The sequence below is a fragment of the Enterobacter sp. S-33 genome (assembly GCF_028735835.1).
Lineage (GTDB): Bacteria > Pseudomonadota > Gammaproteobacteria > Enterobacterales > Enterobacteriaceae > Enterobacter > Enterobacter vonholyi.
In genome coordinates this window covers 511,754-528,019 of sequence record NZ_CP117838.1, presented here as the reverse complement: position 1 = coordinate 528,019, position 16,266 = coordinate 511,754, and the positions used below count along the sequence as shown (strand labels likewise).

The window sequence follows — 16,266 nt, the reverse complement described above, 5'->3', positions numbered from 1 at the left end:
ACATGACACGCACACAATCCGAACGCCTGACTCTACGACCGGTTACAACATCTGACGTTGATGACTTATTCAGGATTTATGGCGATCCTGCCACTAACACTTTTAACCCGGCTGGCCCTTATCCGAATCCAACTCATGCAAAGACAGTCTTGGACCGCTGGGTTAGCCACTGGAAGGAAAATGCTTTCGGGAACTGGGCAATCTCTTTGCATGAAGCGCCAGAAAAGGTGATTGGATTTGGTGGGTTGAGCATTAGCACTTACGCCGGTATTACCATCAACAATCTTGGGTATCGTTTTGCTACCGAAGCATGGGGTAAAGGGCTGGCAACTGAGTTTTCACGCTATGCCGTTCGTTATGGATTCGAAAAACTTCAGCTTGAAGCCATCTCGGGTGTCGTCAGAGGAAATCATCTTGCATCACAAAAAGTCCTGACGAAAGCAGGATTAAAGTATGTCAGAGAGATCAGCGACATAGATAATGCCCCACCCAGTTTGCTGTTTACTCTCACCGTTGATGAGTGGCGCCGTAAATGACAGATGCTTGCACAAAAGATTCAAAATGTTACTATAAGTATACATTTTGGGGTTTTGGTATACAGACGCTTACCCAAAATGGCGCATCAACAAGGCTCAGCCGCTAGCGTAGCGGAGCCGGGGTGAAAAGAGGGGTCGCACTATTACCCACTGGTCTAGTTCCGAAAGGCGGCGTATGCCAGAGTGCGTGAGGTTATGCAGGGTGCTGAGTCTTGGACTTGCATAGCCAATACCTAATAGTGAGGTATCATGTTTTGCAAAGGGCTTATGTGGTGAGCCTTTTTTAAAGCAGAGTAGCTCACATCGCCGATCCAAGCAGGGACCCAGAAAAGAGGTTACAACTCTGGAAGCCTGATTAGCCAAGGGCCTCACTGCAAATCATCGCATTGGTCCTTAGGGCTAGTTTTGCTCCCCAGAAAAGAGGTTTATAAAACATATAAAAACAAAACAAGAAGTTAAAAAGAAAAGACAACACAAGAACCATGTTCTTGTGGTTTTGAAGTTTCAGCTTAGCCCCCACAAATCTCCAACCAATACGACAAAAGCTACCGCAAAAATTGGTCGCGTCGAAAAGTGGATGTCCTAGGTTTGCCAGCCCTCCTATCAGGCATTGCGTTCAAAAACTTCGGATGTGACAGGCTTCTCCTTATAGAGGCAAACAGCCTCCAAAGTTAAGCAACGCGGTCAAGCTAAAGCTCACCCAGATTTTTCATTGATTGCTCGATCTCCGCTACCCATTTTTCAGGACAAGGGTAAACTCGGCTTTCGGTGCTAATCCGGTTCGGTGATACGCGACGGGTTAGCCCATGCAATGACTTAACATGCGCTATCCAGCATGTTTTGACTGATCCCCCTGTTCGAGATTTAACATCATCAGCAATTTGTCGATAGGTCGCCATAGACGTCTATACTCCGCTAGTTGATATTTTTCAGCACGATGCCGCATATTCCATCAATGGCAAGGTTACGCTTGTTTCCACTGGCTTCGCCAGAAACTCTATGACAGCGCCGCTAATTCTGCACCATGATTTCACTACCCCTGAGAAAAAACGCGCCACACAGCTTCCCTGTGCGTCTGAAGGGTTTTGCTGCTTCGGCTTGCGAATAGCTGTCTGCTTAGTAGTAGCTTCATAGGCCAGGTTTACTTTAATCTCTATATAAACAAGGAACCGCCCAGTAGCTACCAACGGAGACAACTTTTTGATAACCGTCGAAATACTGCAATACACCTTACGCAAAGGCACCGGAACTGCTTTTCACGCAATCATGCAGGAAATCAGCGTTCCCCTACACCGCTGCCACGGGATCGATGTTGTTTCGTTTGGCAACTCGCTTCATGACCTAGATTGCTACTACTTGATTCGCGCCTTTGACAGCGCTGAAAACATGGCTTCGGTTCTCGATGCTTTCTACGCAAGCGCAGACTGGCGCAGCGGCCCACGCGAACACATCGTTGGCAGCATAGAGAACTGCATTAAAACAGTGATTAGCCTACCATCAGAAAGCGTGAAAGGGCTGCGGGTGCAATCGTAGGTAATCAAGTGTATTAGCTTAGATTTGACCTAAAACAGTTAAGGTAGATAGCCAAACCTAATCTGACAGGCAGCTTTGTGCCATGAGCGGACGTTGCTTGCATCGATGGATCTCAATTAATAGGGTTAAAGGCTATAGCGCAATACTATCCAAAAAGGTATTTTGGGTGAAACAACAGCTATGGACACAGAATAAATGAGTATATTTTCAATTGATGAGTCTGGTTACACTGGGCGAGATCTTCTTCAAAAGTCACAACCTTGGCAAGGGGCCAGCGCTGTAAAGATTAGTCATGACGATGCTCTTCATCTTATCAGACAACATTTTCCTAAACACAAAGCCCCTGAATTGAAATTTAGCTCTCTCAAAAAGCGAGATAGTTATCAAAAACCAATTTTTACTTTGCAACAGGAACTACTTGCCAATTTTCCATGTGTTACTTGTGTTGCCGATAAACGTTTGATTCTAATTCAAATGTTTATTGAGTATGCGGTAGAGCCTTTTTACTATGACCATGGGATAAATCTATACGAAAATGGTGGAAACGTTTCTATGGCATCAATGGCTTACTATGTCTGCCAAAGCTACTTTGGTAGAGATTTTGATAATATCCTAATATCTTTTCAAAATGCGATGCATGAGAAAACGCACACAGCAGTAAATAACCTTATTGCGAACGTTAGGGCCGTGAATTGGCGTCTATTACCGGAAGTGCTGGGGCCACTAGCTTTGGAGCATCCAGATTGTATTACGGCAATAACTAATCCAAAAATTTCTACTGATGCAGCATTTGTTATTCTTCAAGCACTAATATCACGCACTGAATTAATGTCAGAGGGACCGTATAGCATTGAGCATGATCGTTCTAAAAATCTTTTACAATACAATGAATATCTTTCGATGCTTATCAAATGTCAGACGCCAGCCGAGTTTAAGATGTCTGAAATCGCCAGTATTAAATTCCCATTAAAGCTTGAGCATGTTCACCAAGTTGATTCAAAACTAAGCCCGGCAGTTCAATTATGTGATATTTTGATTGGTAGTGCTATAACAGGAGTGCGTCAATTATTGAATGATAAATCATTGTCATTTTATTCTCCTTTAAAACTGTATGAAGATAACCAAATAATTCATTTTTCACCTAATTTAGATTTCGAAGGGCAGCAAAAATTCAGGCATAACGGCCAAGGTAATGAGTATATTGATTTCATTGCTGAACAATTTAATAAGTTTGGAAAGTGATTTCAGTGGTGGGTATCAACTCTGACACATATAAATAGTGATATGATGACCCATGACGAATATTTACTGTTTCGTGACAATGATTCACATGCACTTATTTATTTCCCCTGTGCAATAAACTCTGACTAGAGTTGCGGACAGAGACGGCACTTAATTATCTGAGCTATAGCAACTATAGATTTCCACTAAAAGCCACTACTCTGACAGACATCTATTTGTTTAGCGATTCTGCATCCTATCCTATGCTGATTACAGTGTAAGGCCTGCTTCTCGCTCAAGGCGGACTGTTAGACTTGATTGTATGCTGTCAGAGAAAACCGTCAGCTCAATTCTGAGCTAATGCAAATCAAGTCTCACCAGACGCATTTTAAGCGTCTCCAAATTTGGCACTATTAAATCCACGACCTTTAATAAAAAATGCGCCAGGAAGCGTCCCAGCGCATTCAAGAGCACAACTCAACTGAATAGTAACTGACTCAACCTGTTTGTTTGCCACGCTTTCTTCGCAGCGCATCTCTTACAGCATCCAGCCCATCAGGAATGTTGAATCTCGCTATCTCGGGCAAAGAAAAATCAATCTTTTCGACAACCTCAACCATGTGAACCGGTTTTAAATCTTTGCTGTATCGCACTTCAGTTTCTGTTTTGCCGCGCACATGCCCAAGTAGCTGCCCACGCAGTTCCGAACTAACACCCTTCTCTTTAAGCAAAGTTGAAACAGAATGCCGGAAAGAGTGGAAAGATTTGCTTCTGTCTCTTTCAAGTTTTAATCGACCCGCAAGCAATGATTCATTGAACCATGCGGAAACCGGCCTACCATAGCCTTTGGTTTTATGTGGTTTAAGCTCGGGAAAAAGACGGTCATACCCGGCAGCTTTCAACGCATCCACATACTCGATAAAACCGAGTTCAATCAGCGTAGAATGAACCGGAATCTTGCGGCGGGAATTGGCGTTTTTTAGTTTCTTTCCGTTTTCGCTATCGCTTTCAAGGTTCAGGTAATAAACGCCGTCATCTGCCAGAACATCGTCCAGCATTAACTGTGCAATCTCGTTAACCCTTGCCCCCGTCATCAAGCCCAACAACGGCGCCCAATAGTGAAACGGGCAATATTGATGGAATCGCCCTTGCGCATTACGTTCAACCGTTCCAGCCACAAACCACGGCTGCGAAAAAATTGCCTTAATTTCATGTGGTTCAAATATGTCAGTGTGATCCTGCTCTCGCTCACCTTTATCATCGGGAGGGAAAAAGTTGTCGCATGGCGATTTCAGAAACTTACCATCATCAACAGCCCACTCCATTGCGCCATAAAGGCCGTTGATATACTTTTTGACAGACTCTTCTGTCATCAGTTTATCGCCACATTCTGCCGCTTTGGCGATTAACTCATCCAGCGTCTTAACCCCGTGCTTACCTTTCATCAAATTACGGTTAGCAGGAATTGTGCGTAACTTGCTCTCATAAGCCCGGAGGAAATCACGGTCGAAATCTTGCAACTGAATATCCCCCATCACTTCAATCATCAAATCGAAGTAATAGCGAATATCGCGGAGCGCCGCTTCTGATACCTTGCCCTTACGCCGATGTTTCAAATACTCTTCACGAAGCCATGACAAGTTTTCATTGTAATGTTTGCGGTGAACATATTCGTTAGTGATAACAGGAGCGACAAGAGGCACGGCAGAGTGAATGCTAACTGCTGGTGGCGTGGTCTTAACCAGCCATGTAAGTCGAAGGCCTTCAGCATGAACTTTGCTAATCAACAGGCTATCAGCAGTTATATCTACACCGGGTAAATCGAAGAACCAACCTCCACTTTGGTTATCACCACTAGTTCGAAATGCAGCCTCTCCTTCGGATACTTCAGCGTTCAACAGACAATCTAAAGTATGCCGGGGATTGAAGGGGCGGAGATAACCATTTGCGAAGCTCTCGATACCCAGCTCAAACGCGCTATTGAGAATGATGACTTCTTTAGGTTGATCCTTTTCATCATCAGACTGTTTTTCTCGTTTTGCACCGGGTTCCCGCTCTACTGCATTAAATTCATCAACATAGAAACCGAACTGACCAGTCGCCAGCCAGAATACCGGGAGGTTACGATTAATCACCTCTCGAATCAATTGCGATATAGGCAACTCTATTGACTGAGCAAAGTTAGAAAGCGAGATCATCCCCTCACCAGCAAGCAGTGGGGCGCAATCACTTAAAGTTCGATAATCCAATTGTTCATACTCTTGTAAGGTCTGATACCAGACCGCCAACAGGAGCGCGGACTTCTGCTTTGCTTCATGAAGATCGTGAGTGCCTGTTGAAGTGTGAATCTCACACTGTCCTGCGTATCGACGAAAACGTTGGGGAACGCTAATGCGGACAACATAAATGCCGCTGGTTCGACGATAGAGTTTATATCGCTGAGACATCGCCTCGTATACCCTTTTGTAAGAGGGGCTACGCGATTTCAAGCAAGATTATGAATTAAATTGTTTTAAAACAATAGCTTATATGAGTCTTGGTGCCGAAGGCCGGACTCGAACCGGCACGTATTTCTACGGTTGATTTTGAATCAACTGCGTCTACCGATTTCGCCACTTCGGCACTGAAGGGGATGCGGAAACGTTGTGGATTATACCTGTCGCGCGCCGCCATGCAAGCGACGACGCGCGAAACCCGCGCTAAGTGCCCAAAAAACCAGCACCCTTTGTCACTCCAGCTCAGACACCGCCAGCCGAATCACCCTCGCTGCCTTCTGCTCCGGCAGCGCCAGCACCTTGGCCCACATCTCCTGCACCATATCGCAGGAGAGCTTCTCTTTGCCCGCCGCCTTCTCCGGCATCTGCAGCAGCTGGATGTCCTCGCCGTACTTATCGGCAAGCGCCTTCATAATCGGTCGCACATCCTCGACGGCCGCCTCGCGCTCGGCTTGGGTCACGGTGTGGCGGTTTTTGCCGTAGGCCGCGCGCATCATGTCGGCGTCTGCCTGCATGCGCCGCGCCATCAGGTCTTTATCCAGCATGCGCATCGGGTTCACGCCGCCCTTCACCGTCGGGTAGAGGAAGCGGAAGCAGGCGTCGTCGCTCACCTTCTGGATGGCGGCGGTCTGCTCCATGTTGATGGTCATGTAGTTCACCACGTTGGCGTCCGGGGCGTTTTGCAGGCGCGACATCTGCAGATGCAGGATCTGCGGCTGGATGGTGTCGATAATCTGCTGCTCCGGCTCGCCCGCTTTTTGCAGGGCGGCCATCTGGTCGAGGATACGCTGATGCAGCGCGGGCTCCTGCTCCTTAATCACCTGCCAGGCGGGCATCGCGTTGAGGGCGTTATCCATCTGCCGTTCCGGGGCGCGCTGCCTGTCGAAAAACACCCAGAACGCCACGGCGGCAGCCGCAATGACGACAATCACAATACGGGTCCACGTTTTATTCATCTCGCATCCTTATCCTTTCGCTATGCCGGTTTACACCGGCACGCCGCTGTGGAAGCGAAACTCGTTGTCCGGTGTCGAGATAAGTGTGGCTTCAATTTCGCCAAAAAGCTGTATGCGCGGTGAGATATCGTCGTCGCTCACCTGCCGGGCCAGCGTCAGGTAGTCCTGATAATGACGCGCTTCCGAGCGCAGCAGCGAGAGATAGAACTTCTGCAGGTCGTCGTCGAGGAACGGGGCCAGCGCGGCGAAGCGTTCGCAGGAGCGGGCTTCGATGTAGGCGCCGCAGATGAGCTTGTCGATCAGCGTCAGCGGTTCGTGGGTGCGCACTTCCTTCAGCATCCCTTTGGCGTAGCGGCTGGCGGTGATTTTGACGTACGGAATATCGCGAGCCAGCATCACCTCGCGCACCTGCCAGAAGTGGTGCAGCTCCTCTTTAATCAGCAGCACCATGCTGTCGATGAGCGCCTGGCCCCACGGGTCGTCGGTTTTGGGCATCACGCTTTTGCCAATCTGCCTGTGCAGGGCGATGAAGTCCGGCTCCGGGCCGTCGCGGAAGGTGAACTGTTCGTAGGGTTTGAGCCAGTCGAGCAGCGCGTCGGCACCGCTTTCGTCGGCGACGTATTTACGCACCAGCAGCAGCGCGGTCTGGGCGGCCTTGAGCTCGCACACCATGTGGTCGGTGAGCAGCAGCGGCAGGTTCGCCGGGTCGCGGGCTTTATCAATCCATGCTTGCGGGGTCGGGCACTGGAGGAAGTTGAGTACGGGGGCGAGTATCTGCGGGTAATCCATGGTTCTGCCTTGAAAAAGCGGTGGCGCGCGCCACCGCCTGAAACGCTTAGTGACGCACGCCGTCGTCGTCTTCGTCGACGTAATCTTCGTCGTCGCCTTCTTCGCCGTCTTCACCGTTCGGATCTTCGAAGTAGGTTCCCCAGCCGTCGTATTCCACTTCAAACTTCTCGGCCAGGTTCATCAGCTGTTCCACCTGCGCGTCGATCAGCTCCGCCTTCAGCGCGCCTTCGCTCAGGATGTCGCAGCAGATGACGGTGTCGCCCTCTTCCACTTCAAGCTCTTCCGGCTCGGTCACTTCGTAGCCCAGCTTGAAGGCTTCCACGGCCATTTTTTCCAGCGCGTCGAAATCATCCGCAGAGAAATGGTGCTCGATGGTGTACAGCGCGTCCGGATCGCTACCGTCTTCCAGCAGCTCTTCAATAATCAGACGCGTCTCTTCGCGTTGCTCTTCCAGGTGTTCCGGGTTTGCCATGGCTCAATCCTCTTTAAAGTGCGGCAGATACTTCTATTTTCACACACGGACGGGTTTGCCTCCACCTTTGTAAGAAAGAATTGTGAAACGGGGTTGCAAATGAATAATTACACATATAAAGTGAATTTTAATTCAATAAGTGGCGTTCGCCATGTGAGGATAAAATGTCTGATCTGTACAAGAAACACTTTCTGAAATTGCTCGACTTTACCCCTGCACAGTTCACTTCTCTGCTGACCCTTGCCGCACAGCTCAAAGCCGATAAAAAAAATGGCAAGGAAGTACAGAAGCTTACCGGTAAAAACATCGCGCTCATCTTCGAAAAAGACTCGACCCGTACACGTTGCTCTTTCGAAGTTGCCGCATTTGACCAGGGCGCGCGCGTCACCTATTTAGGGCCGAGCGGCAGCCAGATTGGGCATAAAGAGTCAATTAAGGACACCGCGCGCGTGCTCGGGCGGATGTACGACGGCATTCAGTATCGCGGCCACGGCCAGGAAGTGGTCGAAACGCTGGCGCAGTATGCGGGCGTACCGGTGTGGAACGGGCTGACCAACGAGTTCCACCCGACGCAGCTGCTGGCGGACCTGCTGACCATGCAGGAGCACCTGCCGGGCAAGGCGTTTAACGAGATGACGCTGGTCTACGCGGGCGACGCACGCAATAACATGGGCAACTCGATGCTGGAAGCGGCGGCGCTGACCGGGCTGGATCTGCGCCTGGTGGCCCCGAAGGCCTGCTGGCCGGAAGAGAGCCTGGTAGCGGAGTGCAGCGCGCTAGCGGAGAAGCACGGCGGGAAAATTACCCTGACGGAAGACGTGGCGGCGGGCGTGAAGGGCGCGGACTTTATCTATACCGACGTGTGGGTGTCGATGGGCGAGGCCAAAGAGAAGTGGGCGGAGCGGATTGCGCTGCTGCGCGGGTATCAGGTGAACGCGCAGATGATGGCGCTGACCGGCAACTCGAACGTGAAGTTCCTGCACTGTCTGCCGGCGTTCCATGACGACCAGACCACGCTCGGCAAGCAGATGGCGAAGGAGTTCGATCTGCACGGCGGGATGGAAGTAACGGACGAGGTGTTTGAGTCGAAGGCGAGCATCGTGTTCGACCAGGCTGAAAACCGGATGCATACGATTAAGGCGGTGATGGTGGCGACGCTTGGGAAGTGATTGGCTCCTCTGCGGCCTGGTGCCCTCACCCCAGCCCTCTCCCACGGGGAGAGGGAGAACACCGGCTTCGTTTCATTGATTTTTCACCCCGAAAAAGGTACGTTTTCGCCTTAATTCCAGCGTGGACATGCCAGCATTATGCCGATTATTCAGTCTGTTGAACGTGCTTTGCAGATCCTCGACCTGTTCAACGAGCAGGCCACCGAGCTTAAGATCACCGACATCAGCAAACTGATGGGGCTGAGCAAGAGTACCCTCCACTCGCTGCTGAAAACCCTGCAGCTCCACGGCTATATCGATCAGAACCCGGAGAACGGCAAATATCGCCTCGGCATGAAGCTGGTCGAGCGCGGTCATTTTGTCGTGGGCTCCATCGATATTCGCCAGAAGGCGAAAGGCTGGCTGACGGAGCTGTCCCAGCGGACCGGGCAGACCACCCATCTGGGGATCCTGGACGGGCGTGAAGGGGTTTATATCGAGAAGATTGAAGGCAAGCTGGCCGCCATCGCCTATTCGCGCATTGGCCGCCGCCTGCCGGTTCACGCCACCGCCATCGGCAAGGTGTTGATTGCCTGGCTGGGCGAGACCGAGCTGAACGCCCTGCTGGAGGGCTATCAGTACACCACCTTTACGCCCGCTACCCTCGCCTCTCGCGAAGCCTTAATGAGCGCCCTGGCGCAGACCCGCGAGCAGGGCTATGCCCTGGATAACGAAGAGAACGAGCAGGGCGTGCGCTGCGTGGCGGTGCCGGTGTGGAACCACGAGTCCCGCGTCATCGCCGCCCTGAGCCTGTCGACGCTCACCTCACGCGTGGACGATGCCGAGCTGGCCCGCTTCCGCGAGCAGCTTCAGCAGGCCGGGCTCGCGCTGTCACGCGCGCTGGGCTACCCGGTCTGAGCCGTTATGCCGGCTCGTAGGTGAAGTAGTCGAAGTCCGCGTGGCAGCCGTCGCCGCTGATGTCCTCGCAGTGCAGCCCTACAAACGCGCCGGTGAAGAAGCCGCGCCCGCCGATGTAGTCGTCCGACAGTTTCCACGCCTCATACGTCACCGGCACGGCGTGCCACGTCTCGCCGTCAAACGAGTAGCTGTAGCGGTAGACCAGCGTATCCACGTCCACGCGTAGCCAGACGCTCTCCGCATGTTCCGGCACCCGAATCGGCTGCTCGTGCAGCGGCCATGACGGCACGTTGTGGTCGAGCTGGATCACCTTAATCGTTCTGCCTTGCCCCTCCTCGTAGTCAACAAAGCAGTAGCTCCAGTTTTTGCTGTTGTAGTAGCAGGTCAGCCCCGCGCTCTGCTGGAAGTGGACCGGCGAGAACTGCATCCGCGTCTCGGCCCGGAAAGCGAAGTGCTGCCAGCGGCGCGCCACGGTCGACTGGGTAAAGGTCGAGTTGAGCGAGTCGTTGCCATAGAGCCGCAAGTAGCCCGGGCGCGCGGTGAGCGAGCCGAGGGTGTCGTCGAACGGAATGCGCAGGGTCTGCAGTTCAGGGTCCAGCGTACTGCCATCGAAATCGTCCCGCCAGCCGTTCTGAACGGCAGCGGGCTGCTCGGCAATCTGCGGGCCTTTCACAGTCAGCTGCGCGTGCTTGCCGCCTTCCACGTACGGCCAGCCGTCGCGCCATTCAATGCGGGCGATGCCGGTCTCGCGGCCCAGCGGGCAGTAGCCGCGCCCGCCGGAGGCCAGCAGCGGCACGCCGGGCAGGCGCAGCGGGCGGCTGGTGAGGTAGGCCATATACCATTCTCCGGTGTGGGTCTGTAGCAGCGAGCCGTGGCCGCTCTTCTGCAGCGGGTTCTCCGGCAGGTGCCAGCTGGTCATCATCGTCACGTCCGGGTGCAACTCGTACGGCCCGTCGATGTTTTTGGAACGCAGCACCACGACGGCGTGCTCGTAGCTGGTTCCGCCTTCGGCCACCATCAGGTAGTACCATCCCGCGTGGCGATACAGGTGCGCGCCCTCGGTGTAGCAGAGCGGCGTGCCGGTAAACAGGGTTTTGCGCTCGGGCGAGAGCGTGCCGGTCTGCGGGTCAAACTCCTGCATTACGATGGTGTTGTGCGGGTTGCTGTGGTGGCGCGGCCCCCACGGGCGGTAGAGGTAATATTTGCGGCCATCGTCGTCGTGGAACAGGGACGGGTCAAACCCGCCGTTGCCCATCGGGATCGGCTCGCTCCACGGCCCCTCAATGGAGGGCGCGGTAACAAGAAAGTTACGGCCGTTTTTCCACGGCGAGTCGACAATCTTCACGTCGGTGTAGAGCAGCCAGAATTTGCCGTCGGCATAGCTCAGGCACGGCGCCCAGATGCCACCGGAGTCCGGGTTGCCCTTCATGTCCAGCATCGACACGCGGTCCAGCGGGGTGCTGACCAGCGACCAGTTTTTCAGGTCGCGGGAGTGGTAGATGCGCACGCCCGGGAACCACTCGAAGGTGGAGGTGGCGATGTAGTAGTCCTCGCCCTGGCGGCACAGGGACGGGTCCGGGTTGAAGCCGGTCAGAATAGGGTTAGTGATTTGCATAGTGCCTCCGGTTAATGGGATGCGGCTGTCGCAGCGTCGGGAACGGCATCGCCCTGCGCCGCGCGGTGCTTGATCAGCTGCTGGCTGATGGCCTCCACGCGGGCGTCGGTGAGCTTGTAGAACGACAGCATGATGAACATGCCCGCGTAGAGCACCACCGGCACCACGCAGAACAGAATTTTGATGGTGGTAAGGACCTCGACCGGCTGCACGCTGCTGCTGGCGGAATAGTTGACGTACGCCAGGATCCAGCCCACCACCGCCCCGCCAATCGCCAGGCCAATCTTCAGGCTGAACAGGTAGGTGGAGAACACCAGCCCGTCGAGGCGGCGACCGCTGCGGCTCTCTTCGTAATCCACCACGTCAGAGGCCATCAGCCACTGCAGCGGCGTGGTGGTGTTGAAGACGAACAGGAACAGGATGTTGAGGGCAAAAATCAGGGCGATATGCTCCGCCGGGGTGACGAAAATCAGCAGGCTGATAAGCGAGTAGGCGACGATGATCCACTTGAAGGCAGTGACGCGGTCAAAGCGTCCCAGCAGACGGGACGAACAGAGCGAGCCAAACATGGTGGCGAGGCTGCCGTAGAGTAAGAACTGGGTCGCCATCTCCGGGTGATCCATCACGTATTTGACGAAGTAGAGCGTCGCCCCGCCGCGCACCACGTTGGAACAGGTCGCCATCATCTTGAACGCGCACATGATCCGCCACTGGCCGTTGCCGAGCAGCAGCTTGAGATCTTTCACCACCGACGAGCCCGGCTGCACCTCAAAGGTGTAGCGCTCTTTGGTGGTGAAGAAGCAGACGTAGAGCAGCACCACGCCGGTCAGGCCCAGCACGCACATGGCGCCGAAATAGCCCACCTGCTCGTCCCCTTTGCCGATGATGCTCACCAGCGGCAGGGCAATGCCGCTGATGGCGAGCGACCCCGCCGCTGCCAGGAAGAAGCGCCAGGACTGCAGGGCGTGACGCTCTTTCGGGTCGGCGGTGATGACGCCGGGCATGGCGCAGTACGGCACGTTAACGAAGGTGTAGACCAGGGTAAGGAGAATGTAGGTCACGCAGGCGTAGATGATTTTGCCCTGCGCGGAGAACTCCGGCGTGTAGAAGGTCAGCACGCAGACGATGCCAAACGGGATGGCGCCCCACAGCAGGAACGGGCGGAACTGGCCGTGCCGCGTGCGGGTGCGGTCGACCAGCAGCCCCATCAGCGGGTCGGTCACGGCGTCGAGCACGCGGGAGATTAGAAACAGCGTCCCCATAATGCCCGCCGACAGGCCGAAGACGTCGGTGTAGAAGTAGGCCAGCAGGAACATCGTGGCCTGCCAGACGAAGCCGCAGGCGGTGTCACCCAGCCCGTAGCCAATTTTGTCTTTCATGGTTAATTGCGTCATCAGAATTACACCCTTATGTAGTGTGCTGAATTACAACATCGTGTTAATGGAGTGTAATGAGCTGTTCAATTAACCAGCAATGGTCATATCTTATTTCTGAATTACGTTATTTTGCTTTTGTGACGCCAGCGATATATCACAACTTATTGTTTAAATTAATAAAATAAAGACAAGCAAAAGCCGTCCACGGAATATATTCCGTAGACGACAATCGCGTGAAAAATAATTAAATGCCGAGCGCTTTTTTACCGGCGTTAATTACCTCGATAATTTTATCGGTGTCATAAATACAGCCTTTCCAGGTGCCGCCGCTGACCGACTGTAATGCTGCCCACAGGCGGGTGTCGTCCGGCAAAAAGTCGTGGGCGTGCAGGTCCGGGTGCGTCTGCCGCATTGCCAGCTCGCGCGCGCCCTCCTCCGGCGTCAGCGGGTTGTCCGCGGTGCCGATAAAATTCACGCTGCCCGTTAATGTCAGTCGGTCGACGGCTATCTCGATAATGTCATTATCGCGCAGCTTGCCAATCGGCCCGCCCGCCAGCGCCTCCGGCGACACGTGGCCGAAGCAGGCGCCTGTCGACACGCCTGAGAAGCGCGCATCGGTGATTAACGACACCGTCTTGCCCCACGAGATATGCTTCAGCGCGGAGGTAAGCTGGTAGGTCTCTTCCATGCCGGTGCCGGACGGCCCGCCGCCGATCACTACCATGATATCGCCCTGCTTGATCTCTTCCCGCTTGATGGCCTTGATTGCCTGCGCTTCCGAGACAAACACCCGCGCCCGGCCGGTGTGGCGGTAAACGCCATCTTCACCGACGACCGACGGATCGATCGCCGTGGCCTTGATCACCGAACCTTCCGGCGCGATGTTGCCCGTCGGGAAGCAAACCGTTGAGGTCAGCCCTTTCGCTTTTGCCTTCTCCGGCGGCAGGATCACGTCATCCGGATCCACGCCGTCCTGCTCGCGCAGGCACTGGCGGAAGCGCGCCCGGCGTTCGGACGCCTGCCACCAGTCGAGGTTTTCGCCCACCGTCTGGCCGGTCACGGTCATGGCGTCCAGATGCAGCAGGCCGAGATCGCGCAGATGGAGCATCACCTCCGGCACGCCGCCCGCCAGGAAGGCGCGCACGGTCGGGTGATAGTCCGGGCCGTTGGGCAGCACGCTGACCAGGCGCGGCACCCTGCGGTTAACGCGCGTCCAGTGTTCAACATCCGGGATCGTGCAGCCCGCCGCGTGGGCGATGGCCGGAATGTGCAGCAGTAAATTGGTGGAGCCGCCGAACGCCGCGTGGATCACCATGGCGTTTTCGATGGCTTTGTCGGTGAGGATATCGCGCGTGGTGATGCCGCGGTTATCCAGCTCGCTCACCGCCCGCGCCGACTGGCGGGCAATTTCCAGCCACACCGCCTGCCCGGACGGCGCCAGCGCGGAGTGCGGCAGCGCCAGCCCCAGCGCTTCCGCGACCACCTGCGAGGTACCCGCCGTGCCGAGGAACTGACACCCACCGCCCGGCGACGCGCAGGCGCGACAGCCCAGCTCGGCGGCCTCCTGCAGGGAGAGTTCGTGGTTGGCAAAGCGCGCGCCGATGGTCTGCACCTTGCCCGCGTCTTCCCCCACGGTCGGCGGCAGCGTCGCCCCGCCCGGCACCAGAATGGTCGGCAGGTCGTGCATCGAGGCCAGGGCAATCATGGTGGCGGGCAGCCCTTTATCACAGGTGGCGACGCCGATCACCGCCCGCCGCGTGGGCAGAGAGCGGATCAGACGGCGAAACACGATCGCCGCGTCGTTGCGGTACGGTAGAGAGTCGAACATGCCGTGCGTGCCCTGAGAGCGCCCGTCGCACGGATCGCTGACGAAGGCAGCAAACGGGATCCCGCCGTTGCGCGTGATCTCCTTCGCCGCCGCCTGCATCTGCATACCGATTTCCCAGTGCCCGGTGTGGTAGCCCAGCGCAACCGGGCGTCCGTCCCCGGCGCGAATGCCCCCCTGGGTACCGATGATCAGCACCTCTTTCCCGGTCAGCCTGTTGGCGTCCCAGCCCATTCCTGCGTTCTGCGTCATGCCGAAAAGGTTGCCGCTGGGGGATTCCATCAGCATCTGCGGGGTCAGCGGTAGCGCGCCCTGCGGCCCCGCGGCATGGGTAATCACCGCATAAAACGCATCGTCCTGTGGGGTGAAAATTTTCTCGATGGTCATGGTTATCGTCCGGCTCAGCAGAGCTTGAGCTGTTGCAGCAGGGTTTTCAGCTGCGCCTTGCGCGGCTCGTCCAGCGGTGACGCGGGCGGCAGCACGTGCGTGGAGATCGGGCGGCCGCAGAGCACTATCGCCTCTTTAATGACGTTCACAAACGGCGTATCCAGCTGATACATCTGCGGGATTTGCAGCAGGGTCTGATGATACTCAGCCGCTTTCGCCACGTCTTTATCCCGCCAGGCTTTCAGAAGATTCACCGACACCTGCGGGGCAAAGTTGACGCTCGCCGAAATCGCCCCGTCGCCGCCGAGGAGCAGGGTATTAAACAGATGATCGTCGTAGCCGCACAGCACGGTGAAGTGCGGATGGGCGGCTTTGACGGTGTGGATCATGCTGCGCAGGTGGGCGACGGAGTCGATGGTGTCTTTGATGCCGACGATGTTTCTGCGCGAGTCGGCCAGGGTTTTGACCAGCGCCGGGGTCAGATCCTGCCCGGTCAGCGCCGGGAAGTTATAGAGCATTACCGGCAGCGTGACGCTGTCCGCCACCTGCTCGAAATAGCGGATCAGGTTCGCTTCCGACACTTTCCAGTAATAAGGGTTGATCACCACGATGCCGTCCGCCCCCGCCTGCTGCGCGTGCTGGCTGAGCGAAATGGTTTCCCGGGCGTTGGTGCCGCCGGTGCCGATCAGCACCGGTACGCGACGATCGACGCGATCGATAGCAAATTGGGCAATGGTTTTACGCTCTTCGGCGCTGAGCTGGGAGAACTCGCCGCCGCTGCCCAGGAAGAACAGGCCGTCAACGCCTGCCGCGATCAGATCGTCGATCAGCGCGGCGGTGCCCTGCTTATCGAGCTGGCCATCGGCGGAAAAAATGGTGGAGACAGGGGGAATGATTCCCGTAAACAACGCGGACTGCGGCATGAGATCTCCTTGCTGAATCATTTTGTTCTACATTATAGAACAGCGTTCATTAAATTAACGATCATACTATGA

At 55.0% G+C, this 16,266-nt stretch carries 14 protein-coding genes and 1 tRNA gene; 6 read left to right on the top strand and 9 right to left on the bottom strand.

Annotated elements, in window-relative coordinates:
* The first annotated feature begins 2 nt into the window (after positions 1-2).
* The 3 genes from PUP35_RS02460 (at position 3) to PUP35_RS02450 (ending at position 3,311) form a co-directional block, all read left to right on the top strand.
* Positions 3-536, top strand: a complete 534-nt coding sequence (locus PUP35_RS02460; RefSeq protein WP_274241871.1) for a GNAT family N-acetyltransferase — start codon at positions 3-5, stop codon at positions 534-536.
* 1,200 nt (positions 537-1,736) lie between these two features.
* The gene (locus PUP35_RS02455; RefSeq protein WP_274241870.1) at positions 1,737-2,069 is read left to right on the top strand and encodes an NIPSNAP family protein; all 333 of its coding nucleotides are present in this window, start codon (positions 1,737-1,739) and stop codon (positions 2,067-2,069) included.
* A gap of 195 nt (positions 2,070-2,264) precedes the next feature.
* On the top strand, positions 2,265-3,311 hold the full coding sequence (locus tag PUP35_RS02450; protein ID WP_001774110.1) for a DUF3800 domain-containing protein: 1,047 nt from the start codon (positions 2,265-2,267) through the stop codon (positions 3,309-3,311).
* Between the two features lie 476 nt (positions 3,312-3,787).
* Here the strand turns inward: PUP35_RS02450 and PUP35_RS02445 are convergent, their stop codons facing one another.
* The 5 genes from PUP35_RS02445 to rraB all read right to left on the bottom strand — a co-directional run bounded on the left by PUP35_RS02445 (position 3,788) and on the right by rraB (position 8,002).
* Entirely contained in the window at positions 3,788-5,737 is a 1,950-nt protein-coding gene (locus PUP35_RS02445) for a site-specific integrase (RefSeq protein WP_274241869.1), read from the bottom strand.
* Between the two features lie 90 nt (positions 5,738-5,827).
* Positions 5,828-5,912: transfer RNA gene (locus PUP35_RS02440), tRNA-Leu, on the bottom strand.
* Between the two features lie 106 nt (positions 5,913-6,018).
* Positions 6,019-6,741 carry a topoisomerase II gene (locus PUP35_RS02435; RefSeq protein WP_274241868.1) on the bottom strand — a complete coding sequence of 241 codons (723 nt, stop codon included), beginning with the start codon at positions 6,739-6,741 and terminating at the stop codon, positions 6,019-6,021.
* A gap of 30 nt (positions 6,742-6,771) precedes the next feature.
* On the bottom strand, positions 6,772-7,530 hold the full coding sequence (gene miaE / locus PUP35_RS02430; protein WP_274241867.1) for a tRNA isopentenyl-2-thiomethyl-A-37 hydroxylase MiaE: 759 nt from the start codon (positions 7,528-7,530) through the stop codon (positions 6,772-6,774).
* Positions 7,531-7,576: 46 nt separating this feature from the next.
* Complete coding sequence (gene rraB / locus PUP35_RS02425; RefSeq protein ID WP_014882320.1) at positions 7,577-8,002, bottom strand: ribonuclease E inhibitor RraB; 426 nt, start codon at positions 8,000-8,002, stop codon at positions 7,577-7,579.
* A gap of 99 nt (positions 8,003-8,101) precedes the next feature.
* Between rraB and argL the strand changes: the two genes are divergently transcribed.
* The 3 genes from argL (at position 8,102) to xynR (ending at position 10,068) form a co-directional block, all read left to right on the top strand.
* Entirely contained in the window at positions 8,102-8,197 is a 96-nt protein-coding gene (gene argL, locus PUP35_RS02420; RefSeq protein ID WP_213014347.1) for a putative translational regulatory protein ArgL, read from the top strand.
* Positions 8,167-9,171 (top strand): ornithine carbamoyltransferase, encoded by a 1,005-nt coding sequence (gene argF, locus PUP35_RS02415; protein ID WP_274241866.1) that lies wholly within the window; start codon positions 8,167-8,169, stop codon positions 9,169-9,171. The genes argL and argF overlap by 31 nt, the downstream gene beginning before the upstream one ends.
* A gap of 138 nt (positions 9,172-9,309) precedes the next feature.
* Positions 9,310-10,068: a DNA-binding transcriptional repressor XynR gene (xynR, locus tag PUP35_RS02410; protein WP_274241865.1), complete on the top strand. Its 759-nt coding sequence runs from the start codon at positions 9,310-9,312 to the stop codon at positions 10,066-10,068.
* Between the two features lie 4 nt (positions 10,069-10,072).
* On the opposite strand, the gene PUP35_RS02405 is transcribed toward xynR, so the two are convergent.
* The 4 genes from PUP35_RS02405 to yagE form a co-directional block, all read right to left on the bottom strand.
* Positions 10,073-11,683, bottom strand: coding sequence for a glycoside hydrolase family 43 protein (locus PUP35_RS02405; protein ID WP_274241864.1), 1,611 nt, complete (start codon positions 11,681-11,683; stop codon positions 10,073-10,075).
* A gap of 11 nt (positions 11,684-11,694) precedes the next feature.
* Positions 11,695-13,077 (bottom strand): MFS transporter, encoded by a 1,383-nt coding sequence (locus PUP35_RS02400; protein WP_274241863.1) that lies wholly within the window; start codon positions 13,075-13,077, stop codon positions 11,695-11,697.
* Between the two features lie 226 nt (positions 13,078-13,303).
* Entirely contained in the window at positions 13,304-15,271 is a 1,968-nt protein-coding gene (gene yagF / locus PUP35_RS02395; RefSeq protein WP_274241862.1) for a xylonate dehydratase YagF, read from the bottom strand.
* Positions 15,272-15,285: 14 nt separating this feature from the next.
* On the bottom strand, positions 15,286-16,194 hold the full coding sequence (gene yagE, locus PUP35_RS02390; RefSeq protein WP_274241861.1) for a 2-keto-3-deoxygluconate aldolase: 909 nt from the start codon (positions 16,192-16,194) through the stop codon (positions 15,286-15,288).
* Positions 16,195-16,266: the final 72 nt, after the last annotated feature.